Consider the following 23,999-nt stretch of genomic DNA (forward strand, 5'->3'; position numbering starts at 1 on the left):
CGATGGGTGCGGTGAAGGTCAGACCACGGCGGACTGGAGGTTGCGGAAGACCTGGCGCGTCGCCGTCGACCGGTTCAGCGTGATGAAGTGGATGCCCGGCGCGCCGCCGGCGAGCAGCTTGTCGGACAGCTCGGTGGCGATCTCGATGCCGACGGCACGGACCGCCGCGGGGTCCTCGGCGACCGCGTTCAGCCGGTCGGTCACCGGCTTCGGCAGCGCCATGCCGGTCAGCTCGGCCATCCGCTCGATCTGCTTGATGTTCGTGACCGGCATGACACCCGGCAGGACCGGCATGTCGCAGCCGAGCGTGGCCGCCCGGTCGATCAGCCGGAAGTAGTCGTCCGCGCCGAAGAACATCTGGGTGATCGCGTAGTCCGCGCCGGCCGCGGCCTTGGCCGCGAGCACCTGGGCGTCGGCCTCGAGGTCGGCCGCCTCGGGATGCTTGTCGGGGAACGCCGCCACGCCGACACAGAAGTCGCCGAGCGACCGGACCAGCTCGACCAGTTCCACCGCGTGGTTCAGGCCTTCGGGATGCGCTACCCAGGGCTGCGAAGGCCCGCCCTTGGGATCACCGCGCAGCGCCAGGATGTTGCGGACGCCCGATCCGGCGTAGGCGCCGATCACGGACCTCAGCTCGTCGCGCGAGTGCGAGACGCAGGTGAGATGCCCGAGCGGGGTGAGCGAGGTGTCCTGCGCGACCCGCTCGGTGACCCGGATGGTGCCGTCGCGCGTGGTCCCGCCCGCGCCGTACGTGATCGAGACGAAGGTGGGCCGGAGCTGCTCGATCTCGCGGATCGACCGCCACAGCACCTCCTCGGCCTCGGGCGTCTTCGGTGGGAAGAACTCGAAGGAGAAGGAAGGTTGCCCGGTCGAGAGCAGCTCACGGATCGTCGGCCTGCTGCCGGGACGCGTGGACGGGAGACCGGTTGCCATTCGCCAAGACTACCGGGGCGTGGGCCTGCGCGCTCCGACCGACTACCCTCCGAGACGTGTATGCCGACGCGGACATCCCGACCGAGATCCAGCGCGCCCTGACCAGCTTCCTGGACATCCAGCAGGAACGGCTCGCGGCCATCGGGCCTGAGCTGACCGAGCAGGTCCAGGCCGCGCGCGACGCGACCAGTGGCGGCAAGCGGCTGCGGCCGTCCTTCTGCTACTGGGGTTTCCGGGCCGCCGGCGGCGATCCCGACCTGCCGATCCTGAAGGCCGCCGCCAGCCTGGAGATGCTGCACGTCAGCGCCCTGGTGCACGACGACGTGATGGACTCCTCGGACGTACGCCGCGGGGCGCCCGCGGCGCACCGGCGGTTCGAAGCGCTGCAGCGGGCCTGGTCCGAGGCCAGCGGCAAGGGCGGGGATCCCGTCGGGTTCGGGATCGGCGCGGCCATCCTGCTGGGTGACCTCTGCCTGATCTGGGCCGACGAGATGATGCACACCTCCGGGTTCGACGCGGCCGCGCTCGCGAGTGCCTCCAAGTTCTTCGACGCGGTGCGGGTCGAGGTGACGGCCGGGCAGTACCTCGACCTGGTCGCCCAGGCATCCGGCGAGGCGGACATGGACCGGGCGCTGCGGGTGCTCCGGTACAAGTCGGCCACCTACACGGTCGAGCGCCCGCTGCACATCGGTGCCGCGCTCGGTGGTGGCGGGCAGCACCTGGTCGACTCGCTGTCGGCGTACGGGCTGCCGCTGGGAGAGGCGTTCCAGTTGCGCGACGACCTGCTCGGGGTCTTCGGCGATCCCACCGTGACGGGCAAGCCCGCCGGCGACGACCTACGCGAAGGCAAGCGCACCGTGCTCACCGCGTACGCCGTCGAGCACGCCTCCGAGGTCCAGTTGACCGAGTTCGACCGGCTCTTCGGCCGGGCGGACCTCGACGACGACGAGATCCAGTTGCTGCGCGAGATCCTGCAGGACAGCCGCGCGGTCCAGGCCTGCGAGAACCTGATCACCGAGCGCACCGAGGACGCCCTGGACGCGCTCGAGCGGTCACCGATCGACGACGAGACCTCGCGCAAGGCGCTGGCCGACCTCGCCATCGCCGCGACCTCCAGGCACGTCTAAGAGGCCGTCGCTAGGAGGCCTTCGCCATCAGGGCGATCAGCCGGAGGAGATCCGCGGACACCTCCGGCTCGCCGAGCACGATCAGCTTGAGCGTGGCGCGGTCCTCGTCGTACGCCGCCTCGACCCGCAGGTGGCCGATGCCGCCCTGGTTGAGGGACGCCATCACATGGGTGGTGATCCGGTCCGCGCCTGCCCGGTCGATCGCGTCCACCTGGACGATGCTCGACACCTCGACGTGCCGTTCCCGGGAGTCGGCGCCGGACACCGCCGCGCTGACGCCGGTGAAGGCCTCCAGATCCTCGCGGGAGATCCGGTACTGCTTGCCGATCCGCACCGCCTTCAGGCGCCCGGCGCGGACGTAGTTCCGGATCGTCCGCACGTGCAGACCGAGCCGCTCCGCCACCTGCTCGACCGAGTACAACTCCTGTGCCACTAGATCCCGCTCGCCTTCCTTAGAATTCCCTATAAATGACTCGATAGGGATGTTTAAGGTACTTTACAGCCATGACTACGCTGCCTGTCGCCTACACCGCCGGCAAAGTCGTGCGCGACGACCGGGCCGCCGTCGACCTGATCGCCGAGGCGCACTACGAGCACCAGGCCGAATGGGTGCTGCTGCCGGTCGACCTGTTGCCACCCGACTTCTTCCGGCTCCAGACCGGTGTGGCCGGCGCGATCGCGCAGAAGTTCGTCAACTACCGGATGCACCTCGCGATCGTCGGAGACGTGTCGGCCCACGAGGACGTCAGCGAGGCGTTCCGCGACTGGGTCCGGGAGGCGAACGACGGCCGCAACCTCTGGTTCGTGCCTGATCTGGCGACCTTCGACGAGCGGCTAGATTCTCGGTATGGCGGAGGAAGTGTCGGCGCAGGCGCCTGAGCTGGCCCGGCCCCACGTCATCAGGCAGGACTGGCGCGATCTTTCCTTCCTGCACTGGGCTGTCGATCCCCAGGAGATCGCCCGGTTCTTCCCGCCCGGCACAGGGCCGGACACTTTCGACGGACTGACCTACGTCGGTCTGGTGCCGTTCAGGATGGTCGACAGTGGACTCCTGCAAGGACCGCCGGTCCCCTGGCTCGGCACGTTCCTGGAGACAAACATCCGGCTCTACTCGGTCGACACCACTGGTCGCCGGGGCGTGGTGTTCCTCAGCCTGGACGCCGATCGCGCGGCGGTGGTGGCGGCAGCCCGCAGTACCTTCGGGCTCCCCTACCGCTGGGCCCGGATGCGCCACGAGCAGCGAGGCGACCTTCACACCTACACGTCGACGCTGCGCTGGCCCGGTACGACCGCCAGCAGCACCGTCGTCACGCGGATAGGCCGCAGGCTGGAACCAGGGCCGCTCGAGCACTTCCTGACCGCCCGCTGGGGCCTGCACGTGGCCCGGGCACGCCGCACCTGGTACCTGCCGAACGAACACCCCGCCTGGGTACTGCGTGAGGCCGCGCTGGAGCGGTTCGAGGACAACGGCCTGCTCGCCTCTGTCGGACTGGGCGAGCTCAGCAAGCGCCCACCCGATCACCTGGCCTTCAGCGACGGCGTACCGGCCCGCTTCGGCCGCCCAACCCTCGCCTCGACGCCTAGACCACCGGTACTGCGCTGACGAGGTCCGGAACGTCGTTGGCTTCGCGGAGGAAGACTCGGAGCTGGCCTGACTCGCTGGCGTCCTCGGCGAAGATCTGGAAGGCCACGTCGACCGTCTCGTGGTCGTGGCCGAGCAATTCGCGCAAGCCGTCCCACAGCACCACCTCTGGCTCGCCGGTGGACCTGTCGCTCAGCGAGTCGGCCAGAGCGTCCCAGTTCCGGTCGATCAAGCTCAGCGTCTACTGCGCTTCGTTGGGAAGACCGGCCACGGCCACCACGACGAGGCCGCTGTCCGGGTCGGTGCTTGGCGCGCTGGTGGCCGGCTTACTGGCACTGCAGCCGAACAGTGCCGCGGCGAGGGTGATCACCAGCATCGCGATCACCACGGCGGCGATGATCCGCGCCACCTTCGGGTTGTTCATCATCCGGCACCTCGCAGCCGCCTGCTGAACTCCCCGGCCGCCGCTGCCGGGTCGTCCGCCTCGGTGATGGCCCGTACGACAACCACCCGCTCCGCGCCGGCCTCGATCACCTGGTCGAGCCGGCCGAGGTCGATCCCGCCGATGGCGAACCAGGGCTTCACCGGCTGCCGGCTGGCGGCGTACGAGACGAGTTCCAGGCCTGCGGCGCTCCGGCCGGGCTTGGTCGGGGTCTCCCAGGTCGGGCCGACACAGAAGTAGTCCGAGCCCTGCTCGGCGACAGCGGCGTTCACCTGGCTGAAGGTGTGGGTCGAGCGGCCGATCACCGGCTCGTGCCCGGTGATCGCACGGGCGGCCTGGACCGGGAGGTCGCGCTGACCGAGGTGCAGCACATCGGCTCCTACGGTGAAGGCGATGTCGGCGCGGTCGTTGACGGCCAGGAGCTTGCCGTGGCGCTTGCAAGCGTCGGCGAACACCTCGAGCGCGGCCAGTTCGTCCGCTGCCTCGAGGTCCTTCTGGCGGAGTTGCACGATGTCGACGCCACCGCTCAAAGCGGCATCGAGGAACTGCTCGAGGTCGGCCTGCTTCTCCCGTGCGTCAGTGCACAGGTAGAGCCGGGCGTCGGCCAGTCGGTCACGCAATCCTGCGTCGGCGGTGTGCTCAGTCACACCGCCCAGCCTGCCATGGAAGACCGGCCGTACTGTTGGCGCATGGCTGAGAAATCCTCCGATGTCGTGATCATCGGCGCCGGACTGATCGGTCTGGCCACCGCCTGGCGACTCGCGGCAGACGGTATCCAGGTGACGGTATGCGACCCGACACCCGGCAGTCAGACCTCCTCGGTCGCGGCCGGCATGCTCGCTCCCGTCACCGAGGTCGAGTACGGCGAGGACGCCCTGCTGGCGCTGAATCTGGCCGGCGTCGCGGCTTGGCCCTCCTTCGCGGAGGAGCTCGAAGCCCTGACCGGCCAGTCCGCCGGGCTCAACCGCACCGGCACCCTCTCAGTCGCGTACGACGTCGACGACGCGGCGGCACTCCATCGGCTCGCGGACTACCAGCGCCGGCTCGGACTCGACGTCGAGGAGCTCTCCGGCCGCGAAGCGCGCAAGCGGGAACCGCTACTGGCCGCAGGTGTCTCCGGTGGCGTCTGGGTGCCCGGCGACCACTCGGTGGACAACCGCCAGGCCGTGGCCACCCTCCTGCGCGCGACTGAGCTAGTAGGCGTCAACTTCATCCGCCAGCGAGTCGCCCGCGTCCTCACCTCCGGTACTGCGGCCGTCGGGGTGCAGTTGGAAGACGGCCAATCGCTGATGGCGGACCAGATCGTTGCAGCGGCTGGTCCCTGGTCGTCGCAGCTGGAAGGGATCCCGCAAGAGCTCCGCGTGCCGGTCCGGCCGCTCAAGGGCGAGATCCTGCGCCTGCGAGTACCCGAGGCATACCGTCCTGCCCTGCACCACACAGTGCGGGCGACCGCCCGAGGGTTCTCCGTCTACCTGGTACCCCGGCCGGGTGGCGAGCTCGTGGTCGGCGCCACCACGTCCGAGCTCGGCTACGACACCCGCGTCCTGGCCGGCGGGGTGTTCGCCCTGCTGCGTGATGCGCGGATGGTCCTGCCCATCACGGACGAGCTGGAACTCGTGGAGGCGGTGGCGGGCCTTCGCCCGGCCACACCGGACAACGCGCCGATCCTGGGCGACTCCGGGCTCGACGGTCTTCTGTGGGCCACCGGGCACTATCGCAACGGAGTACTGCTGACTCCGATCACCGCCCAGTTGATAGCCGAAACCATTCGAACCGGGGCACTTCCAGAGTTGGCACAGCCGTTCCTGGCCGCCAGATTCGGTCCTGCCCAGCATGCGGATGCCCGGCGTGCGGACACCGGCGACGAGATGCCTAAGGTAGCCAAGTGAGTGAGGACAGCGGTGTGAACGTGCTCGTGAACGGCAACAGCGAGCAGATCGCGGCAGGTACCACTGTTGCCGAGGTGGTCGACCGCTGGGCCCGCAGCCCGATCGGTGTGGCTGTCGCGGTGAACGAGGCGGTGGTGACCCGTGCCGACTGGACCGGGACCACGCTGGGCGAAGGCGACCGGGTGGAGATCCTCACCGCGGTCCAGGGCGGTTGAGGAGATTCGATGAGTGACGACACCCTGGTGATCGCGGGACGCGAACTGACCTCCCGGCTGGTGATGGGAACTGGCGGCGCGCCGAGCCTCGAAGTACTGGAGGAAGCGCTGATCGCATCCGGGACACAGCTCACCACCGTGGCGCTGCGACGGCTCGACCCGAGCCAGCAGGGTTCCGTCCTCGACGTACTGCGCAAGCACGGCATCGCGGTGCTGCCGAACACCGCCGGGTGTTTCACCGCCGGCGAGGCCGTCCTGACGGCTCGCCTGGCCCGTGAAGCCCTGGAGACGGACCTGATCAAGCTGGAGGTCGTTGCCGACGACCACACCCTGCTGCCCGACCCGGTCGAACTCCTGGACGCGGCGGAGACCCTGGTCGCGGACGGCTTCTCGGTCCTCGCCTACACGAACGACGACCCGATCCTCGCCCGCCGGCTGGAGCAGGCGGGCTGTGTCGCGGTGATGCCGCTCGGCTCGCCGATCGGTTCGGGCCTGGGCATACGCAACCCGCACAACATCAGCATGATCGTCGACGCCGCCAAGGTGCCGATCGTGCTCGACGCCGGGATCGGGACCGCCAGCGATGCCGCGCTGGCGATGGAGCTCGGCTGTGACGCCGTCCTCCTCGCCAGCGCTGTCACCCGGGCCGAGCGCCCCGCGCTGATGGCCGCCGCGATGCGGGACGCCGTCACCGCCGGCCGGAACGCTCGTCTGGCCGGCCGGATCCCCCGGCGTCACCACACCGCCCAGGCCTCGTCCCCACTGGAGGGCCGCGCCTCGTTCTGACCCGGTCCATCCCGGCCTCAGTTGCCCAGGGCACCAGTTGCCGGGAGCAAATGACTGGGCCGGAAGGCTCGCAGCTCAACGGTTTCCGCGCGCAGCCGAACGTCCAGCGCGCTGAGATTGTGAACCACAACCGTGTAGTTCAGCGTTGAATTGTAAACATTGGATCACAGCCGTAACAACTGACCCCCGCGCCCCTGTTGTCACATCTGTACCACCACTTACCGTCAGGGGACGTTCACACGGGGAGATGGATGATGAGCTACACGGACGCCCGACCGCCCGAACCCGAGCACGACGTCCAGGACCACCAACCGCCCAGCCGACCTCGCAGTAGGCGCCGCACCGTCGTCCAGGTGCTGACCGGGATCGCGGTCCCGGTCATCGCCGCCGGAGTGATCACCGCCGGCTCGCCGGGCTTCGGCCACTACAAGGTGAAGAACGGTGACACGCTCAGCCACATCGCCGCGCGGTACGGCACGACCGTCAAGGCGCTGGTCGCGCTGAACAGCCTGCCCGGCAACGGCAACGCCATCTTTGCCGGTGAGACGCTGAGGCTTCCGGGCAAGGCATCGAAGGGCAAGGCGAAGCCGACGACGGCCAAGCGCTCGCAGCTCGGCCGGGTCACCTACGTGGTCAAGCCGGGTGACACGATCAGCAAGGTCGCCAAGCGGTACAAGTGCTCCCAAGCCAACCTACTGGCGGCCAACGGGCTGAAGGCGACCGATCACATCTATGCGGGCAAGCCCTTGCAGGTGCCGGTCAAGCTCAAGCCGAAGCCGGTCACGAAGAGGCCGGTGGCCAAGAAGAAGTCAAAGGACAACACCTTCGCGGGCCGCACGTACGCCGACCACGTGGTCGCCGCGGCGAACCGGAACCGGGCCACGCTGAAGAAGCGGAAGCTGCCGACCCGCGGGCAGATGCGGACGCTGATCATCTCCACCTCGAAGCGGTACGGCGTCGACCCGGAGCTCGCGTTGGCCATCTCGTGGCAGGAGTCCGGCTGGAAGCAGCGGGTGGTCTCCCCCGCCAATGCCGTCGGAGCGATGCAGGTGATCCCGTCCACCGGCCAGTTCGCGTCCAGCATCGTCGGGCGCAGCCTCGACCTGCTGAAACCGCAGGACAACGTGACCGCCGGGGTCGTGCTGCTCAGCCGGCTGACCGCCGCGGCCAAGCTCGACATCGCCGTGGCCGGCTACTACCAGGGACTCGGCGGGGTCCGCCGTAACGGAATGTACCCGGACACGAAGCTCTACGTGACGAACGTGCTGCGGCTCAAGGCGCAGCTCGAGAAGGGCTGGAATCCGGCCGCCTGAGCGTGTGATGCACCGTGACCGAGGGTGGTCCCGGCGCGGCGACGAAGCCACCGCCTGACCCCTTATTTACACTCTCAGAGCAGACAGGCTTCGAGAGGCGGCTCACCGCACGTGACGGATGACGTAGACACCCAGGTCGGCGACCGCCTTGTCGGGCGAGTGCTCGACGGACGCTACCGCGTGGGTGCGCGCGTCGCCAAGGGCGGCATGGCGACCGTTTACGAGGCGCTGGACATGCGGCTGGACCGCCTCGTCGCGCTCAAGGTGATGCACCTCGGCCTCGGTGACGACGCCGAGTTCGGCCGCCGGTTCGTGGCCGAGGCCCGGGCGGCCGCGCGGCTGTCGCACCCGAACGTCGTCGCCGTGTTCGACCAGGGTGACGACAACGGGACGCTGTTCCTCGCGATGGAGTACGTGCCCGGTCGCACCCTGCGTGACGTCATCCGCCAGCAGGCTCCGCTGTCGCCCGCCCGGGCGCTGGCCCTGCTCGCGCCGGTGTTGTCGGCGCTGTCGGCCGCGCACGACGCGGGCATCGTGCACCGCGACATCAAGCCGGAGAACGTGCTGATCTCGAACGACGGCACCGTGAAGGTCGCCGACTTCGGGCTCGCCCGGGCCGTCACCACGACCGGCAACACGGCCACCCAGGGACTCCTGATGGGCACGGTGTCCTACCTGGCGCCCGAGCTCGTCACGGACGGCAGCGCGGACGCCCGCTCCGACGTGTACTCGGCCGGCATCCTGCTCTACGAGCTCCTCACCGGCAGCAAGCCGCACACCGGCGACACCCCGATCCAGGTCGCGTACGCGCACGTCCACGCCGATGTGCCGCCGCCCTCGCAGCTCTGCCCGGGCATCCCGCCGTACGTCGACGCGCTGGTGCAGCGGGCTACCGCACGGGACCGGGATCTGCGGCCGGCGGACGCCCGGGTGTTCAGCCGCCAGGTGCACCGGGTCCGCAGCGCGCTCGAGGAAGGGCTGCCGGACGACCCGGAGCTCACCGGCGACCTGACCGTGCCGATCCAGCAGATGCGCCAGGACAACGGGTACGACGACGGCTACTCCCGCGACAACGGGTACTTCGATCCACCGCGCAACGACACCATCGTCGTACCGTTCGAGCCGCCCCAGCAGCCACAGCCGGCGACGCGGCTGAACCAGGGGCCGCCGCAGCGACCGCAGCCGCAGCGACGGCGGAAGGGCCGCGGGCTGATCGCGCTGATCGCCGTGCTGGCGCTCGCAATCGGCGTCGGCTCGGCCGCCTGGTACTACGGCGTCCACCGCTACACGTCTACCCCTGAACTGCTGAGGCTGACCGCCACGCAGGCGAACGCCAAGGCGGCCGAGGTCGGGCTGACCACGACCCTGTCGAACCAGGACTTCTCGGAGGACGTGCCGAGGGGCCAGGTGATGGGCACCGACCCGGAGCCAGGAGCCAGGATCCGCAAGGAAGGCGAGATCGGGCTCACCGTCTCCAAGGGCCCCGAGCGGTACCGCGTGCCGCAGCTCGCGGGGCTCGACCAGGAGGCGGCCAAGCGTGCGCTCGGGTCGATCAAGCTCGTCACCGGGCAGATCACCGAGAACTACAACGAGACCGTGCCGGCCGGGCGGGTGGTCACCTTCACGCCGAAGTTCGACACGGTGGTGAAGCCCGGTGCCGCGGTCAACCTCTGGGTCAGCCTGGGCAAGCGGCCGATCGACGTGCCGAACACGGTCGGCAATCAGGCCAAGGAAGCCAGCCGGGCGCTGAGGAAGGCCGGGTTCGTGGTGGTCCGCACGGATCAGACCGACGAGAAGATCCCCGAGGGCCAGGTGATCAGCCAGACCCCGAGCAGCGGCACGTTGTTCGCCAGGGACAAGGTGCGGCTGGTCGTCTCGAAGGGCCCGGCGGAGCGCGAGGTACCGAACGTGCGGAGCAAGGGGCTCGCGGAGGCGCAGAAGATCCTCACCGAGGCGGGGTTCCAGGTGAAGGTCGAGCAGGCGCCGTACCATCTAGGGCTGAACCTGGTGGCCGGTCAGAACCCGGGCGCGGGCAAGAAGGCGAAGCCCGGCAGCACGGTGATCGTCACCATCGTCTGATCCGACCTCCTGATCGGGCTCCCGGTGTCTACCGGCCGGAGGACTTCGGGCCTAGGCTGAACGACCTGGAGGTGATCGGAGATGCATGCCGAGATCGGTGACCGCTTGCACGTCCGGGGCCGGAAGGTCGGCGACCACGACCGGCTCGGCGAGGTACTCGAAGTCCGCGGCGAGAACGGCGCCCCGCCCTACCTGATCCGGTTCGAGGACGGCCATGAATCGCTGGTGTTCCCGGGCCCCGACTGTGTGGTGGAGCACCAGACGACCTGATCCTGTCAGGTGTCTGAGAAGCTTTGCGGGTGACTCACCCCCGCATCGCCGTACTGGCCCTGCTCGCGGTGGCCGCGGCTTGGGGTTCGACGTTCTTCCTGACCAAGGATCTGCTCACGCGGATGGACGTCGCCGACTACCTGGCGCTGCGGTTCGCGATCGCGTCGATCGCCCTGATCGTCATCCATCCGCCCGCGATCTCCCGGCTGAGCCGGTTGGATCGCGGCCGGGGCGTCGCCCTCGGCGTCACCTACGGCATCGCGCAACTGGTCCAGACCGAGGGCCTGCGGCACACCTCGGCCAGCGTCTCCGGCTTCGTCACCGGCATGTACGTCGTGTTCACCCCGCTCCTGGCAGCGGTGATTCTGAGGCACAGGATCGGACGCTGGGCCTGGGTGGCGGTGGCCCTCGCGACGGTAGGCCTGGGCGTCTTGTCCTTGAACGGCTTCAGCATGGGCACGGGTGAGCTCCTCACCCTCGCCTCCGCGGGTCTCTACGCGCTGCACATCATCGGTCTCGGTGCCTGGTCGACTCCCTCGAACGCCTTCGGCCTGTCCGCCCTGCAGATGGTGGTGATCACGGTCGTCTGTGCGATCGGCGCGCTCCCGGGCGGCTTCACCCTGCCCAGCGGTGGTGGCGACTGGCTCCGGGTGATCTACATGGCGCTGATCGCCGGAGCACTCGCGCTGATCGTGCAGACCTGGGCCCAGGCGCACCTGACCCCGACCCGGGCCGCGATCGCGATGACGATGGAACCCGTCTTCGCCTCCGGGTTCGCCGTACTGTTCGGATCGGAGAGTGTGACCGCGAGGATGCTGATCGGCGGCGCACTGGTGATGTCGGCGATGTACCTGGTCGAACTGGCCCCACGCCGCAAGATCGAGGCCGAGGTCCAGCACCTCGTCCAGTAGCAGGAGAGGGCCGGACATGCGGGACGACAGCGCACGGCGGGTGAAGTGGTTCCCGCGCGCCGTGATCGCCGTCCTGCTCGCCTTCCTGGCGGTCGGCACGCTCTCGAACCTCGAGCGCAACCCGCAACCGCAGCTCGTCGCCGAAGGCGTCCCCGGGCGTCAGATGCCGGCCACCGGTGTGCCGTACGACCTGGTGCGGCATGCGCTGGCTGATCTGGACGCGCTGACTCTGCCGGACGGCGCGACCCTGGCCGGCTGGGACGGACCCTGGCGGTACGTCTGGCCGCGGGACGCGTCGTTCGTCGCCGCCGCCCGCTGCTCGGTCAAGCAGTACTCCGAGGCCGGCCGGGTGCTGGGATTCCTCGACCGGATCAGGCCGACCGCCGGCCGGTGGGGCGCCCGGTACTCCGCACCGGAGGGCGGCGAGCTCCAGGACGGGCGGGAACCCCAGCTCGACGGATCCGGATGGGTGCTCTGGGCAACGTGGTTCTGTGCCGACGGGCTGGATCTGACGAAGTACTGGCCGATGGTGAAGGAGTCCGGCGACCAGATCGTCGCCGAGCTCGGTCCGGACGACCTGCCGGCGGCATCGCCGGACTACTGGGAGCGGCCCGAGTCCAAGGTGACCTTGGGCACCATCGCTCCCCTGCTGACCGGCCTTCGCTCCGGCGTGGCGATCGCCGGCAAGCTGGGCCACCCGAACGAGGTCAGCATCTGGCAGAACGCGCTGGACAGGTTGTCAGCGGCGACCGATCGGCGCTTCGGGCCGGACTACCCGCGGACTCCGGCCGAGGCCGTGAGCTTCGTCGAGCCCGGCGTCGAGCCGATCGGCCTCGAAGGTGGAGCAGACGCGATCGTGACCGTCCTCGGCCCACCGTTCGCGCCGCCACGTGAATCGGTGACGGCGGCGATCGAGCACGCTCATCGGGTGCTGACCCAGCCCAACGGCGGTGTCACCCCGGGCGAGCAGTGGCGCACGGACGGCGTGGCCTGGACGCCCCAGACTGCGCTGTTCGCGTTGAGCGCGGCGGCCCGGGGCGACCGCAGTACCGCGCAAGCGTTGCTTGCCTGGCTGGACGAGCACCGGACTCCCATCGGAGCCCTGCCGGAGAAGGTGAACCGCGACCTCTCACCCGCCGGCGAGGCCCCGCTGGCTTGGACCACCTCGCTGGTGATCCTCACCGCCTCCGCTTTGAACCACCCGCTGCCCATCCCTTAGCGAATCAGCAGATCTCCATCACGTCGTGGGTCGGCGCTTCCGGCCTGGTCGTGCTCGTCGCCGTGGAGTAGAAGAACGCGGTCGAGGCGATGTCGTCCTGCAACGGCAGGTAGCGACCACCCGACCGCCAGCCGAGCGCCTGGACGTCCACCCGCAGCTTGGTCCGGAAGCGGATCGGGTCGGGCAGGTGGAACCGGTACATCCCGAACCGCTGCTGGCTCTGGTACAGCCCGTCCGGGCGGATCACCTGCGGCAGGCCGAGGTACGGCGTACTGAACTCGGTGTAGCCGCCGCGGTCCGGGCCGAGGTCGAAGTTCCAGGCGCCGCCGAAGTAGTCCTCGGTGCCGGTGCCGCAGATCGTCGGGAACTCCTCGTCGTCATCAAGGTAGAACTTCACCTCGCCCTCGCCCCACCAGCCGGTGCTGTTCACTCCCCACGCGAGGTACGTCCCGACGTAGTGCCCGGGACCCTCCACACCGTCGAGCAACGTGTGCACGGTCTTGGCGGGCAGCGGGTTGCTCCGCCGCCACTGCGTGTGCAGGTACGCCGATCCCTCGGGCACCTCGCCGAGCCAGTAGTCGACCTGGAAGTAGACGATCACCGCCTCGTCGTGGGTGTTCTCCAGCGTCAACTGGGCCTGCGAGCGGAACGGCATCTCCCAGTAGCAGTTGAAGCCGCCGTTCGGGTTCACGGCGACCGGCAGCGCGTTCACCTGCGCGAAGCGGCCCCAGCCGGAGCAGAAGAAGTCGCCCACCGGTGCCTCGATCGCGGGCGCCTCGTCCCCGTCCCAGTGGCCGCGCAGCACCAGGCGGCGCCAGTGGTCGGTGTGGGTGGTCAGCCAGATGTGGCTGATGCAGCCCGGGCCGGCGATGTCGGCCAGGGTCACGGTGTCGCCCGCGGCGATCTCGATGGAAGGCGACACTTTCCAGCCGAGGCCGAGATCACGCGCCGCGCGGGCACCGGTCCCCTCGGTCCGTCGGCCGCCCTGACCGGGCTCCCCGGTCGGGTTCTCGGCGCTGATGGAGCGGGTCTGGACGTCGACGACCGCGCTGATTCCGGACAGGTTCCCAAGAGTCATGCGGGAGAGCCTAGGTTCCACGACGGCCGGATTGGTGGATTGGAAATCGATTTCTCACCTGGTGGTCAAACTCGCAGGCTGCAATTCCGACGCAAGGAGTAAAGCGGCTAGCAGGAGCGGATCTTGGCCTGGGTGCCGTTGCTGAAGGAGAGGCAGGCCCACGGGCGGCCCTGGTCCTTCTTCGGGCGGACGATCAGCGGATAGGCGGCGGCGCCACGGACCTCGGGCGTCCGCTCGGTCTTGAGCGAGCCGACCGCGCCGCCCCGCGCCTCGGCCGCGGCCCGCACATCCTCCACCGACACCACGCTCCGGGCGTCCTTGGTCGCCGCGGCGGTCGCGTCATCGGCGACCAACAGCGCGAAGTCGATCTCCGGCGGGCTCGACCAGGTCGTCGACGTCACCGGGAACACCAGGCCGAACATCAGCACGCCGACGAACCCGATGATCGGCCGGGCCTTCCGCCCACTTCGGTCAGCTAGCACCGCGACGCAGCCCAACGCCAGCAGCAAGGTGATCCCTCGCAGGACCCAGTGCCGGTCAAGTCGGCTGTCGACTGCGAGTGCGGCGGCGATCGCGATCACCACGCAGGCCACGCCCGCGATGCCCGCGCGGAGGCCGGGCGACACAGATTTCATGGCGCTGACCTTAGAGCGCGGCCGTTCGTCGCAGCGAACCAGCCGTTCGCCGACCAACCGACGCGACAGTCTCAACAGGCCTCGACGCTACTGGCAGATTCGGCTCCGTCCCACCGCCCCTAGGGATTGGATCCACTGTGAACCACCACGACGACATCGAGCGCCCCAATTCGTGGAGCGTTTCCCGACGCCGCGCCCTCCAACTCACCGGCGGCCTGGCCGCCGCCGGAACCCTGCCCGTCACCTCAGCCACCGCCGGCCCTCGCAGTACCGAAGCCAGTACTGAAGCCGGTACTGCGAACGCCGCGCAGGCCACCTTGACCGAGGGGACCAACCTCATGGTCGCCGTCTCCCCGGACGGCAAGTGGCTCGCCTTCGACCTGGTGACCGCGATCTGGGTGACGCCCGCCGCGGGCGGCTCGTCCAAGCGCCTCACCGACGATCTGCAGGACGCCACCCGGCCGCGATGGTCGCCGGACGGACAGCAGCTCGTGTTCCAGTCCTACCGCGACGGCAACTTCCACCTCTGGTCGATCCACCCGGACGGCACCGGGCTGCGCCAGCTGACCACCGGGCGCTACGACCACCGCGAGCCGCACTTCACGCCGGACGGACGATCCCTGGTCTTCTCCTCGGATCGCGGCGGCAACGGCAGCTACGGGATCCACCGGCTGGACCTCGGCACCGGCGCGATCGTCGCACTCACTGACGACCCGACCGAGGAGGCGGAGCCGGCAGTGTCCCCAGACGGCAGGAAGATCGCGTTCACCACCGACACCACCGCGATCATCGAGCTCGACCTGACCACCGGCCAGCGGCGTACCGCGGTTGCGGCCAAGGCTGGGACCACCGTCTTCGGACCGGCCTACTCCCCCAGCGGTCAACTGGCCTACGTCCGGCTCGGCGGTCCGACTGTCGATCTGGTGATCGGCGGCACCGCGGTGACCAGCGGCAAGGATGTCTTCGCCGTGCCGCCTTCGTGGTCCTCGGCCGAGGAGATCTTCTACACCGCGGACGGCAAGGTGCTGAAACATCACGTCGGCGGCGCACACACCGTCGTCGCGTTCACCGCCGTAGTACCAGTGACTTCGCGACGACCGCGGCCGAAGCCGCGGGATCTCGACTCGACGAAGCGCCGCCCGGTGTACGGCATCGCGAGTCCGACGGTCTCGCCGGACGGCCGGTGGCTCGCGTTCCGCGCGCTCAACGCGCTGTGGCTCGCGGCAACGAGTGGACGGGGGCAACCACGCAAGCTCGTTGCCGACGGCTACTTCAACTCGGATCCGGACTTCTCGCCGGACGGCAAGAAGTTGCTCTACGCAAGCGATAGGGACGGTACCGCCGACCTGTGGCTGCACGACCGCGCCACCGGCGCCGATACCAAGCTCTCCTCGTTGCCCGGGGCACAGACCGCGCCGCGGTTCTCACCGGACGGCCGGCAGGTCGCGTACCAGGACCAGGACGGCATCGCCTGGGTGCTCGACCTCGGCTCGGGTGAGGTCCGCCAACTCACCCCGACGCTGTTCCAGCCGGGCCGGGTGAGCTGGTCGGCCGACGGCCGCACGATCGTGCTCGCCGCGGTGAAGCCGTTCTCGAAGCGCTTCCGCGAAGGCACCAGCCAACTGCTGTATGTCGACGTCGCGAGCACCGCCTTCGAGTACGTCGAGCCGATGCCGTTCAGGTCGCTGGCCACCCGGGGCGACGACGGGCCTGTGTTCTCCCCCGACGGCAAGTGGCTCGCCTTCGTCGTCGAAAGCCTCCTGTACGTCGCTCCGGTGGATCGGCGCGGCCGGTTCACCGGGAAGCCCAGGGCGGTCACGTCCGAGGTGACGGACTCGCCGGTCTGGCAAGACGAACGGACGCTGCTCTACCTGCACAACGGGCAGGTGCGCCGTATCGACCTGCACGGAGCACGGCCGAAGACCGTGAAGGTCGACCTGCAGTGGCAGCGGGCGTCGGTGAACCAGCACGTGACCATTCACGCCGGAGCACTCTGGGATGGACGGGCGAAGGACCTGCGCGAGGACGTCGACGTCGTACTCGATGGAGGCAGGATCGCGGCGGTCCGGCCGCACAGCGGCAAGGCGGACATCGATGCGTCCGGGCTGACGGTGATGCCCGGGCTGATCGACGCGCACAACCACTGGCACCTGCGGGGCCGCGCGTGGGGTGCCCGACAGGGCAACCTCTGGCTGTCCTACGGGATCACGAGTACGCGCTCTCCCGGCGATCCCGTCTACCAGATGCAGGAGACGCGGGAAGCGCTCTCGCACGGGTCTCTGCTCGGCCCGCGGTACTTCGCCACCGGCGAGGCGATCGACGGGTCGCGGGTCTACTACAACTTCATGCGGCCGACGCTGTCCCTCGAGCAACTCGCGCTCGAGCTCGACCGGGTCGAAGGGCTCGCCTACGACCTGGTGAAGACCTACGTCCGGCTGCCGATCGAGTACCAGCGCCGGGCGATCGCGGCGGTGCATCGCCTCGGCCTGCAGTTGTCGTCGCACTACCTCTACCCGGCCGAGCATCTCGGCATGGATGGCATGGAGCACACCGGCGCCACCAACCGCCTCGGCTACTCGCACACCGTCAGCAGACTCGGCCGGGCCTATGCCGACGTGATCACGCTCTTCACGAAGGCCGGACTGTCCGTCACGCCCACGCTGTTCACCTCGACGATGGTGCACGTGGACGACCCGTCCCTGCTCAACGACCCGCGGACCACGACGCTCTACCCGTCGTGGGAGTACACCGCCCTCAAGACGGAGGTGGACACGGCCGCGGGACCGGCCGGCGCGACCACCCGAACCCAACTCGCGGGCAACGTCGACATGGTGCTGCGGATCCACCGAGGTGGTGGGCTGGTGATCGCCGGCACGGACGCCCCCTTGGACAACGTCGCCGTCTCGCTGCACGCCAACCTCCGCGCGATGGTGGGTGGCGGCTTCACCCCGTACGAAGCGCTCACCACGGCTACTCGCAATCCGGCGAAGTGGCTGAACGTCGAGGACCAACTCGGCGTCGTCCGGCCCGGGGCGCAGGCGGATCTGTCGTTCGTGCGGGGCAACCCGCTGGCGGACATCCGCAACGCGGCCGCGGTACAGCAGGTGATGGTCGCCGGCAGACTCCACACCGTCGAAGAGCTCCTTGCCCCGTTCGCCGGAAAGACCACGTCCGCTCCCGCGGTCCTGGCCGCGAAAGCACCCGTTCCACTCACTCGCGACCAAGCACACGCACACGATTCGGAGTACTGGTGGCACGAGCCGGAGTGGCTGCACCGACTCTGCTGTGAGGGGTGACCGCTAGGGTCGAGAGAGTGGGCGATCTCCGGATTTCGACGGCGAGCACAGCCGACCTCTTGACCCTGCGGCAGTGGGCCGCCGACGAGGGATGGAACCCAGGGCAGACCGACGTCCTGGCCTTCGCGGCGGCCGATCCCGCCGGGTACCTCGTCGGCCGGTTGGACGGTGAATTGGTTGCCTCATGCTCTGGCGTTCGGTACGGCACGGACTACGGCTTCCTCGGGTTCTACCTCGTCCGGCCGGACCGGCGTGGGCTGGGCTTCGGCCTCCGCCTGTGGCAGGCGGTGATGGAACTGCTCGCCGGGCGGACCGTCGGCCTCGACGGCGTCGTCGACCAGCAGGACAACTACCGGAAGTCGGGGTTCCGGCGAGCCTTGACGCATGTCCGGTATGCCGGGGTGCCCGCAGCCGAGGCTGGCTCCAGTGACGTCGAGTTAGTCGACGGGCGGTCGGTGCCGTTCCGGGAGTTGGCCGCCTACGATCGGCGGTTCTTTCCTGCTGAGCGGGACACGTTCCTGTCGCTGTGGGTGGGCCTGCCCGGTCATACGTCGCTCGCGGCTTTGCGCGACGGCCACGTGGTGGGCTTCGGGGTGCTCCGGGCGGCTGAGTCGGGGATGCGGATCGGCCCGCTCTACGCGGCTTCGGATGAGGTCGCGCTGGCGCTGGTGAGCGGTCTCGCCTCGGGTGTCGAGGTGGCGATCGATGTTCCTGACGTCAATCGGAAGGCGATCAAGCTGGTCGAGGGGCTCAGGTTCGAACCGGTCTTCGAGTGCGCCCGGATGTACGCGGGACCGGCTCCGGTTGTCGACCAGGACGGCATCTTCGGGACCACGACGTTCGAGCTTGGCTAGCCTCCGGCCGCTGTTCCGGCTGCGCGGAGGAGATTCTGCGCGAGGGTGTGCATGGCGTCGCGGAGTTCGGGTGGGTTGACCACCTGGAAGCGGACTGGGATTCCCGCAATTCGGTAGGCGTACCAGTCTGGCTCGTCGGTGCTGCCGAGGAGGCGGGTGTGGGTGGCGTCCACCTCCTCCAGGCGGCCGAGGTTGCGGCCCACCCATCGCTCGACGTCGGTGATCGGCGCGTCGATGAGGACGTCGACCTGGTACTTCCAGCCCTCTGAGAAGTGCTCCAGGATCGCCCGGAACGGGTCGAGGTCTGCCGGTGGGGTGAACGTGTCCGGCAGGACGTCGATCGTGCTGACGCGGTCGACCCGTAGGACGCGACGGGCGTTCTTCGGGTGGGACCAGCAGAGGAGATACCAGCGGCCGTGGCGGATCGACACGGCCCAAGGGTCGACCTCCATCGTCAGGTCGTCGTCTCCGCGCCGGTAGCCGAGTCGCAGCCGGTGCCGGTTGACGCACGCCTGGACGAGCGCAGCCGTGGTCTCCGGGTCGGGATAAGGGGTCTCGTCGGCTCTGGGCCTCGCGATCAACTGACGGATCGCCTCGGCCGATTCGGCGACGGCGGTCGGCAGGACCCGGATGATCTTGTCGAGCGCGCTCCCCGCCGGATCGGCCGGATCCGACGCCCGGTGGTGTCCCTCGAGCGCCGCCATCATCAACCCGAGCGCCTCGGCCGTGGAGAACATCAGCGGCGGCAGCCGGAACCCCCGGCCGACACGATACCCGCCGTACCGGCCGGGGGTGGACTCGATCGGGATACCCGCCTCGCGCAGGATCCCGACGTACCGGCGGGCCGCTCTGTCGGTGACCCCGAGCCGCCGGCCCAACCGCTCGCCGGTGACGCCCGGGTTGTTCTGGATCAACTCGAGCGCCAGCAACGCCTTGGCGGTGGGGCTCGTCTCGTCCACGATCACTAGTAAACCCGCATTCCCGGAAGGCAATCGTCCGCGTTCGATACTAGGCAGGACGCTGTGGACCGGCGAGTCGCCGAGTCTGCGTCGCATTCCTGATCGACATGATCGAGGAGTACGGGCGCCACGCGGGCCATGCCGATCTGATCCGCGAGGCGGTGGACGGGCTGACCGGAGAGGAACCGCCACGATGACCACCAGCCAGGAGCTGATCGACGACAAGCTCACGTTCAGGCCGGCGAACGAGGCGACCTGGGAGGAACTGCAGGCTGTCTTCGGCACCAGTGATGCCGGGCAGTGCCACTGCCAGCGGTTCAAGGCGCCCGGCTGGATGTGGCAGACGACCACCGACGCGGAACGCGCCGCCTCGCTGCGCGAACAGACCAACTGCGACAACCCCGACGCCCGGACGACGAGCGGCATCCTCGCCTATCTCGACGACGAACCAGTCGGCTGGTGCGCGGTCGAGCCACGGACGGCGTACCCGAAGTACTTCGGGCGGACCCGCGTTCCGTGGGCCGGCCGGAACGAGGACAAGGAGGACGACACCGTATGGGTCGTCTCGTGTCTCGTCACCCGGGTGGGCTACCGCCGCCGCGGAGTCACCTACGGCCTGGCCCGGGCCACCATCGACTTCGCCCGTGACCGCGGCGCCAAGGCGCTGGAGGCGTACCCGATGATGCCGCAGGCGGGCAAGGACGTGACCTGGGGCGAGCTGCACGTCGGCAGCTACAGCGTCTTCGAGGAGGCCGGCTTTACCGAGGTCAGCCATCCGACGCTCAGACGGCATGTGATGCGGATCGACTTCTAGAAGGGCGTTGGCTAGAAGGGCAGCTTGGGTTGCGGCGGCGCGTGGGTCGGGTCGACGCCATCGAAGAGGCCGCTGACGGACTCGCCCTCGTGAATGCGCTTGATCGCCTCGGCGAACAGGCCCGAGACCGAGCTGACCTGCAGCTCGGGGAAACCGTCCGGCCGCGGCACGGTGTCGGTGCTGATCACCTCGGTGATCGACGGGTGCGACCGCAGCCGCTCGACCGCCTTGCCCGCGAACAGGCCGTGCGTGGTCGCCACCGCCGCCTGCGTGCAGCCGATATCCTTCAGCCGGTCGAGCAGCTCGATGATCGACCCACCGGTGGCGATCTCGTCGTCCAGGATGATCGCCCGCTTGCCGGCCACGTCGCCGACGATCGCATCGATCACGACCCGGTCGTCGGACAACCGCTGCTTGCTACCTGCCGCCACCGGCAGCCCGAGCAGCCGCGCGAACTGGGTCGCGGTCTTGGCGTTGCCCAGGTCAGGGCTGACCACGACCGTGTTCGTGAGGTCCGTACCGCGGAAGTGCTCAGCCAGTACGCCGATCGCCGTCAGGTGGTCCACCGGCACCGAGAAGAACCCATGCACCTGCGGCGCGTGCAACGTCATCGTCAGCACCCGGTCGACCCCGGCCGCGACCAGCAGATCCGCGACGAGCCGGCCGCCGATCGAGATCCGCGAGGCGTCCTTCTTGTCGGATCTCGCGTAGGCGTAATGCGGCATCACCGCGGTGATCTGTGCGGCCGACGCACCGCGCGCCGCATCGATCATCAGGAGCAGCTCCATCAGGTGCTCCTGCGTCGGCGGAACCAGCGGCTGGACGATGTACACGTCACGCTGGCGGCAATTCACCTGCAACTGAACCTGTAAGCAGTCATTGCTGAACCGATGGATCTCCACCGGTGACAGCCGCACGCCGAGATCGCGACAGATCTGCTCGGCAAGACTGGAATGGGCACTTCCGCTGAACACGACGATCTCTCGCACGGCTCTCCCCGAACGCTCCGACCCGACAACCGCAGCCTATCTCGCGGCAGTCGGTGGGCTGATCGGCAGGTGGGCCCGGGTCTCCGCACCGCGAGGGGACGTGTCGAGAACGCCGCGTCCAGGGCGCCGCCGGCAACACGGCCATCCGTGGAAGGTGCGTTTCAGGGGGCCAATGCGGGGGTTAGCATGACCCGCACACGAGCCTGGAACACCCAGCCTCAGACGGCGGTTGGGGGTATGGGGGTGGCGGTCGAGACTGCGGTATCCGCTCCGCTCTTGCTTTCGTTCGTCTGCGCCACTGCCTGGGTCACTTTGTTCGGTCGACCGGTCCTGGTCGTCGACGGCGCCGGTGTGTCACTCGGCCGGAAGCACCTCGGCTGGCAGGAGATCCAATCTATCGAAGCGACCGGAGGTCTGGGCGTGCGGCGTCGGCGTCCCTCCGATCCACGTCGGCCGGTAGACGCGTCCGTCGACTGGTTTGGCGGCTTCACGATTGTCCCGATCGCGAAACCCAGGAAACGACAGATCTTCGTGGGAAGCCATCAGGTCAAGGAGCTGAGAGGCCTCGCGACCTGGTTGGAGGCGCTTCGGCAAGTTCAGTCGGCAAGCGACCGGTCACGCTGAAAATCGGCGCATTGCCACCCAACACGCCGACTCAGAAGCATCCACATCAACCGCGCGACGTTCAACCGTCCAGCACGACCGCGGCGAGTTCTCGTGCGACCCGGGCGGGGTGCTGATGATTCTGGGTGGCGCCCATGACCAGTGTTCCCTCGATCAGCAGGTGCAGTTGCTCCGCAGCGTGCTCGGGCCGGGCATGACCGAGGGCCTCGAGCTCCCGGACCAGCAGGGCACGGATCCGCCCCCGGTACGCATCCGTCTCGGCATGAGCCGGATGGTCCTGATCCGCGAAGGCAAGGTCGATCGCAAGGTACCGGCAGCCGCGGAAGTCCGCGTTCGACACAAGCTCGTCCAGCCGGTCGAACAGTGCCAGGAGCCGGCCTCGGGGCGAATCACCGTCGCCCAGAGCGCTCTCGTACCACGCCAGATCCTCATCGGCGGTACGACGTAGAACAGCGGCCACCAGGCCGTCCTTGCCGCCGAAGTGCTCGTAGAGCGACCTACGGGCGACGTTCGCCTCCTCCAGCAGGGCGCTCACGCCGACCGAGCCGCCACGCGAGTACAGGAGATTCTCGGCAGCGAGGAGCAGTCGCTCCCGAGGCCCCGCGGTCTCGGCCTTCGCATTCATACTCGGCTCTCTCCTTGCCAGTAGATCGATCGGTCTATATGGTACCGGGTAGACCAATCAGTCTACTCCTGGAGGATCCTCGAAATGACTGCACCGGACGCTCCTTCGACCACTGAGACCGCCGAAACCATCCGCCTGTTCAACGACGCTTTCCGGCGCCGCGACACCGAGGCGGTGGCCGCACTGGTCCACGACGAGTGCCTGATGGTGTCTGCGCAACCGGCACCGGACGGCACCGCGTATGTCGGAAAGGAGGCGTGCGTGAACTTCTGGGCGGAGCTGATGGCCGACGAGACCAGCACCTTCGAGGTCGACCACGTGTTCTCCGACGGCGCCTGGGCAACGGTCCGGTGGCGCTACCGCTTCGGACCCACGGACGCAGAATCAGTGCTCGGCGTAAACGTAACCCGCGTGAGCGGCGGACGCGTCATCGAGCAACTCGGCTACACCAAAGTGCCCGGCGGGCTCCCACTCCCGGAGTGAGGGCGCGGTCTGAGCACACCGGAACGAATACGCGCCGCCATGGTCTTGGCTTCGGTGGCCGAGTACGACATCGCCGACGTGCGGTCCTTGCTCGACAGGACGTGACGCCGGTTCTCCGTCGGCTTCCGTCTCTGCTCAGCTCGCGGCCTGCGTGCCACGATGGGGAGGCGACGTCAACTGGAGGAAGGAGGCGAGGTTGTCCGAGCGATCAGGAAACCTCGCTGACGATCCGTTCGGCGGTCGGCAGCCGACCAGTCACGAACGCATGACGGGACTGCCCTGGGATGCGTCGTACCAGGACGGCCCTGCACCTTGGGATGTTGACCGGCCGCAGCCCGCAATAGTGCGGTTGGCAGCCCAAGGCGTATTCGCCGGAACGGTGCTCGATGCGGGCTGCGGGACCGGCGAGAACGCCCTTCACGTCGCCTCGCTGGGATTCTCGGTTCTGGGCGTTGACGTCGCTGAGACGGCATTGACGATGGCCCGAGCGAAGGCCCACGACCGTGGGATCGAGACTGAGTTCGCCGCGGCCGACGCGCTCCACTTGGAGCGTTTGGGACGCCGGTTCGAGACGGTGCTGGACTGCGGCCTGTTCCACGCCTTCAACAGCGACGAGCGCCCTGCATACGTAACGAGTCTCGCGTCAGTGACCGAGCACGATGGAAGCCTGTACGTGCTGTGCTTCAGCGACGAAGGTCTCGACACCGGCCCGCACCCCGTCACCCAGGAAGACCTGACAACGGCCTTCAACCCCAGCACTGGCTGGAATGTCGCCGCCATCGAACCAGCCCGAGTCCAGACCAGATTCCACGACGACAACGGCGCACCAGCCTGGCTCGCGACAATCAACCGGATCTAGACACAGCGGAACTTGCC

At 68.7% G+C, this 23,999-nt stretch carries 27 protein-coding genes; 17 read left to right on the forward strand and 10 right to left on the reverse strand.

Features of this window, described 5'->3' with window-relative positions:
* Positions 1–18: 18 nt before the first annotated feature.
* A complete protein-coding gene (metF, locus tag EV648_RS06090) occupies positions 19–933 on the reverse strand; it encodes a methylenetetrahydrofolate reductase [NAD(P)H] (protein WP_132285920.1) in 915 nt (304 codons plus the stop codon).
* A 56-nt stretch (positions 934–989) separates the two neighbouring features.
* Between metF and EV648_RS06095 the strand changes: the two genes are divergently transcribed.
* Positions 990–2,060 carry a polyprenyl synthetase family protein gene (locus tag EV648_RS06095; protein ID WP_132285922.1) on the forward strand — a complete coding sequence of 357 codons (1,071 nt, stop codon included), beginning with the start codon at positions 990–992 and terminating at the stop codon, positions 2,058–2,060.
* Positions 2,061–2,070: 10 nt separating this feature from the next.
* Here EV648_RS06095 and EV648_RS06100 read toward each other — a convergent pair whose 3' ends face one another.
* On the reverse strand, positions 2,071–2,493 hold the full coding sequence (locus EV648_RS06100) for a helix-turn-helix domain-containing protein (protein ID WP_132285925.1): 423 nt from the start codon (positions 2,491–2,493) through the stop codon (positions 2,071–2,073).
* Positions 2,494–2,564: 71 nt separating this feature from the next.
* Here EV648_RS06100 and EV648_RS06105 point away from each other — a divergent pair, with 71 nt between their 5' ends.
* Together EV648_RS06105 and EV648_RS06110 are read left to right on the forward strand one after the other, a co-directional pair.
* Complete coding sequence (locus EV648_RS06105) at positions 2,565–2,939, forward strand: DUF4180 domain-containing protein (protein WP_132285928.1); 375 nt, start codon at positions 2,565–2,567, stop codon at positions 2,937–2,939.
* Complete coding sequence (locus EV648_RS06110) at positions 2,908–3,663, forward strand: YqjF family protein (protein ID WP_132285931.1); 756 nt, start codon at positions 2,908–2,910, stop codon at positions 3,661–3,663. Before EV648_RS06105 ends, EV648_RS06110 begins: the two co-directional genes overlap by 32 nt.
* Here EV648_RS06110 and EV648_RS06115 read toward each other — a convergent pair.
* Genes EV648_RS06115 through thiE form a run of 3 tightly spaced genes read right to left on the reverse strand, consistent with a single transcriptional unit; the run spans position 3,641 to position 4,731 of the window.
* On the reverse strand, positions 3,641–3,874 hold the full coding sequence (locus EV648_RS06115) for a barstar family protein (protein ID WP_241994926.1): 234 nt from the start codon (positions 3,872–3,874) through the stop codon (positions 3,641–3,643). The genes EV648_RS06110 and EV648_RS06115 overlap by 23 nt on opposite strands.
* A 9-nt stretch (positions 3,875–3,883) precedes the next feature.
* Positions 3,884–4,066, reverse strand: coding sequence for a hypothetical protein (locus tag EV648_RS06120; RefSeq protein ID WP_199234442.1), 183 nt, complete (start codon positions 4,064–4,066; stop codon positions 3,884–3,886).
* On the reverse strand, positions 4,066–4,731 hold the full coding sequence (gene thiE, locus EV648_RS06125) for a thiamine phosphate synthase (protein ID WP_132285934.1): 666 nt from the start codon (positions 4,729–4,731) through the stop codon (positions 4,066–4,068). The genes EV648_RS06120 and thiE overlap by 1 nt, the downstream gene beginning before the upstream one ends.
* Positions 4,732–4,773: 42 nt before the next feature.
* On the opposite strand from thiE, the gene thiO reads away from it, so the two are divergent.
* From thiO to EV648_RS06165, 8 genes are all read left to right on the forward strand, one after another.
* Positions 4,774–5,973 (forward strand): glycine oxidase ThiO, encoded by a 1,200-nt coding sequence (thiO, locus tag EV648_RS06130; RefSeq protein ID WP_132285937.1) that lies wholly within the window; start codon positions 4,774–4,776, stop codon positions 5,971–5,973.
* Complete coding sequence (thiS, locus tag EV648_RS06135) at positions 5,970–6,188, forward strand: sulfur carrier protein ThiS (RefSeq protein WP_241994927.1); 219 nt, start codon at positions 5,970–5,972, stop codon at positions 6,186–6,188. The genes thiO and thiS overlap by 4 nt, the downstream gene beginning before the upstream one ends.
* 9 nt (positions 6,189–6,197) lie before the next feature.
* The gene (locus tag EV648_RS06140) at positions 6,198–6,974 is read left to right on the forward strand and encodes a thiazole synthase (RefSeq protein WP_132285940.1); all 777 of its coding nucleotides are present in this window, start codon (positions 6,198–6,200) and stop codon (positions 6,972–6,974) included.
* 254 nt (positions 6,975–7,228) lie between these two features.
* The gene (locus tag EV648_RS06145) at positions 7,229–8,287 is read left to right on the forward strand and encodes a LysM peptidoglycan-binding domain-containing protein (protein ID WP_132285943.1); all 1,059 of its coding nucleotides are present in this window, start codon (positions 7,229–7,231) and stop codon (positions 8,285–8,287) included.
* A 111-nt stretch (positions 8,288–8,398) separates the two neighbouring features.
* Positions 8,399–10,366, forward strand: coding sequence for a Stk1 family PASTA domain-containing Ser/Thr kinase (gene pknB, locus EV648_RS06150; protein WP_132285946.1), 1,968 nt, complete (start codon positions 8,399–8,401; stop codon positions 10,364–10,366).
* 81 nt (positions 10,367–10,447) lie between these two features.
* On the forward strand, positions 10,448–10,636 hold the full coding sequence (locus EV648_RS06155; protein ID WP_132187969.1) for a DUF1918 domain-containing protein: 189 nt from the start codon (positions 10,448–10,450) through the stop codon (positions 10,634–10,636).
* Between the two features lie 29 nt (positions 10,637–10,665).
* Positions 10,666–11,547 (forward strand): DMT family transporter, encoded by an 882-nt coding sequence (locus EV648_RS06160; protein ID WP_132285949.1) that lies wholly within the window; start codon positions 10,666–10,668, stop codon positions 11,545–11,547.
* 16 nt (positions 11,548–11,563) lie between these two features.
* Complete coding sequence (locus EV648_RS06165) at positions 11,564–12,766, forward strand: glucoamylase (protein ID WP_132285952.1); 1,203 nt, start codon at positions 11,564–11,566, stop codon at positions 12,764–12,766.
* Between the two features lie 4 nt (positions 12,767–12,770).
* On the opposite strand, the gene EV648_RS06170 is transcribed toward EV648_RS06165, so the two are convergent.
* Together EV648_RS06170 and EV648_RS06175 are read right to left on the reverse strand one after the other, a co-directional pair.
* Positions 12,771–13,844, reverse strand: a complete 1,074-nt coding sequence (locus tag EV648_RS06170) for a glycoside hydrolase family 172 protein (protein WP_132285955.1) — start codon at positions 13,842–13,844, stop codon at positions 12,771–12,773.
* A gap of 107 nt (positions 13,845–13,951) precedes the next feature.
* Entirely contained in the window at positions 13,952–14,479 is a 528-nt protein-coding gene (locus EV648_RS06175) for a hypothetical protein (RefSeq protein ID WP_132285958.1), read from the reverse strand.
* 137 nt (positions 14,480–14,616) lie between these two features.
* Here EV648_RS06175 and EV648_RS06180 point away from each other — a divergent pair, with 137 nt between their 5' ends.
* Both EV648_RS06180 and EV648_RS06185 read left to right on the forward strand, forming a co-directional pair.
* The gene (locus EV648_RS06180; RefSeq protein WP_132285961.1) at positions 14,617–17,775 is read left to right on the forward strand and encodes an amidohydrolase family protein; all 3,159 of its coding nucleotides are present in this window, start codon (positions 14,617–14,619) and stop codon (positions 17,773–17,775) included.
* Positions 17,776–17,792: 17 nt separating this feature from the next.
* Positions 17,793–18,629 (forward strand): GNAT family N-acetyltransferase, encoded by an 837-nt coding sequence (locus EV648_RS06185; RefSeq protein WP_132285964.1) that lies wholly within the window; start codon positions 17,793–17,795, stop codon positions 18,627–18,629.
* Here the strand turns inward: EV648_RS06185 and EV648_RS06190 are convergent.
* Positions 18,626–19,588, reverse strand: coding sequence for a YafY family protein (locus EV648_RS06190; protein WP_132285967.1), 963 nt, complete (start codon positions 19,586–19,588; stop codon positions 18,626–18,628). The two genes, EV648_RS06185 and EV648_RS06190, sit on opposite strands and share 4 nt — an antisense overlap.
* 107 nt (positions 19,589–19,695) lie before the next feature.
* Here EV648_RS06190 and EV648_RS06195 point away from each other — a divergent pair, with 107 nt between their 5' ends.
* Both EV648_RS06195 and EV648_RS06200 read left to right on the forward strand, forming a co-directional pair.
* Positions 19,696–19,785 carry a DUF664 domain-containing protein gene (locus EV648_RS06195; protein ID WP_241994928.1) on the forward strand — a complete coding sequence of 30 codons (90 nt, stop codon included), beginning with the start codon at positions 19,696–19,698 and terminating at the stop codon, positions 19,783–19,785.
* Positions 19,782–20,402: a GNAT family N-acetyltransferase gene (locus EV648_RS06200; RefSeq protein ID WP_132285973.1), complete on the forward strand. Its 621-nt coding sequence runs from the start codon at positions 19,782–19,784 to the stop codon at positions 20,400–20,402. The genes EV648_RS06195 and EV648_RS06200 overlap by 4 nt, the downstream gene beginning before the upstream one ends.
* An 11-nt stretch (positions 20,403–20,413) precedes the next feature.
* Here the strand turns inward: EV648_RS06200 and EV648_RS06205 are convergent, their stop codons facing one another.
* Positions 20,414–21,391 (reverse strand): ribose-phosphate pyrophosphokinase, encoded by a 978-nt coding sequence (locus EV648_RS06205; protein WP_132285976.1) that lies wholly within the window; start codon positions 21,389–21,391, stop codon positions 20,414–20,416.
* A gap of 685 nt (positions 21,392–22,076) precedes the next feature.
* Complete coding sequence (locus tag EV648_RS06210) at positions 22,077–22,640, reverse strand: TetR/AcrR family transcriptional regulator (RefSeq protein WP_132285979.1); 564 nt, start codon at positions 22,638–22,640, stop codon at positions 22,077–22,079.
* Between the two features lie 84 nt (positions 22,641–22,724).
* Between EV648_RS06210 and EV648_RS06215 the strand changes: the two genes are divergently transcribed.
* Both EV648_RS06215 and EV648_RS06220 read left to right on the forward strand, forming a co-directional pair.
* The gene (locus EV648_RS06215; protein WP_132285982.1) at positions 22,725–23,123 is read left to right on the forward strand and encodes a nuclear transport factor 2 family protein; all 399 of its coding nucleotides are present in this window, start codon (positions 22,725–22,727) and stop codon (positions 23,121–23,123) included.
* A 265-nt stretch (positions 23,124–23,388) separates the two neighbouring features.
* Complete coding sequence (locus EV648_RS06220) at positions 23,389–23,982, forward strand: class I SAM-dependent methyltransferase (protein ID WP_132286720.1); 594 nt, start codon at positions 23,389–23,391, stop codon at positions 23,980–23,982.
* Positions 23,983–23,999: the final 17 nt, after the last annotated feature.

The sequence above is a fragment of the Kribbella sp. VKM Ac-2568 genome (assembly GCF_004345365.1).
Taxonomy (GTDB): Bacteria; Actinomycetota; Actinomycetes; order Propionibacteriales; family Kribbellaceae; genus Kribbella; species Kribbella orskensis.

What these genes read in the sequence shown, in the direction of transcription:
- EV648_RS06165 (WP_132285952.1), top strand. Translation starts at nt 11,564, where the DNA reads ATGCGGGACGACAGCGCACGGCGGGTGAAGTGGTTCCCGCGCGCCGTG.
- EV648_RS06155 (WP_132187969.1), top strand. Translation starts at nt 10,448, where the DNA reads ATGCATGCCGAGATCGGTGACCGCTTGCACGTCCGGGGCCGGAAGGTC.
- EV648_RS06195 (WP_241994928.1), top strand. Translation starts at nt 19,696, where the DNA reads ATGATCGAGGAGTACGGGCGCCACGCGGGCCATGCCGATCTGATCCGC.
- EV648_RS06140 (WP_132285940.1), top strand. Translation starts at nt 6,198, where the DNA reads ATGAGTGACGACACCCTGGTGATCGCGGGACGCGAACTGACCTCCCGG.
- EV648_RS06105 (WP_132285928.1), top strand. Translation starts at nt 2,565, where the DNA reads ATGACTACGCTGCCTGTCGCCTACACCGCCGGCAAAGTCGTGCGCGAC.
- EV648_RS06120 (WP_199234442.1), bottom strand. Translation starts at nt 4,066, where the DNA reads ATGAACAACCCGAAGGTGGCGCGGATCATCGCCGCCGTGGTGATCGCG.
- EV648_RS06170 (WP_132285955.1), bottom strand. Translation starts at nt 13,844, where the DNA reads ATGACTCTTGGGAACCTGTCCGGAATCAGCGCGGTCGTCGACGTCCAG.
- EV648_RS06215 (WP_132285982.1), top strand. Translation starts at nt 22,725, where the DNA reads ATGACTGCACCGGACGCTCCTTCGACCACTGAGACCGCCGAAACCATC.
- EV648_RS06110 (WP_132285931.1), top strand. Translation starts at nt 2,908, where the DNA reads ATGGCGGAGGAAGTGTCGGCGCAGGCGCCTGAGCTGGCCCGGCCCCAC.
- EV648_RS06175 (WP_132285958.1), bottom strand. Translation starts at nt 14,479, where the DNA reads ATGAAATCTGTGTCGCCCGGCCTCCGCGCGGGCATCGCGGGCGTGGCC.
- thiO (WP_132285937.1), top strand. Translation starts at nt 4,774, where the DNA reads ATGGCTGAGAAATCCTCCGATGTCGTGATCATCGGCGCCGGACTGATC.
- EV648_RS06210 (WP_132285979.1), bottom strand. Translation starts at nt 22,640, where the DNA reads ATGAATGCGAAGGCCGAGACCGCGGGGCCTCGGGAGCGACTGCTCCTC.
- EV648_RS06145 (WP_132285943.1), top strand. Translation starts at nt 7,229, where the DNA reads ATGAGCTACACGGACGCCCGACCGCCCGAACCCGAGCACGACGTCCAG.
- EV648_RS06200 (WP_132285973.1), top strand. Translation starts at nt 19,782, where the DNA reads ATGACCACCAGCCAGGAGCTGATCGACGACAAGCTCACGTTCAGGCCG.
- EV648_RS06220 (WP_132286720.1), top strand. Translation starts at nt 23,389, where the DNA reads ATGACGGGACTGCCCTGGGATGCGTCGTACCAGGACGGCCCTGCACCT.
- metF (WP_132285920.1), bottom strand. Translation starts at nt 933, where the DNA reads ATGGCAACCGGTCTCCCGTCCACGCGTCCCGGCAGCAGGCCGACGATC.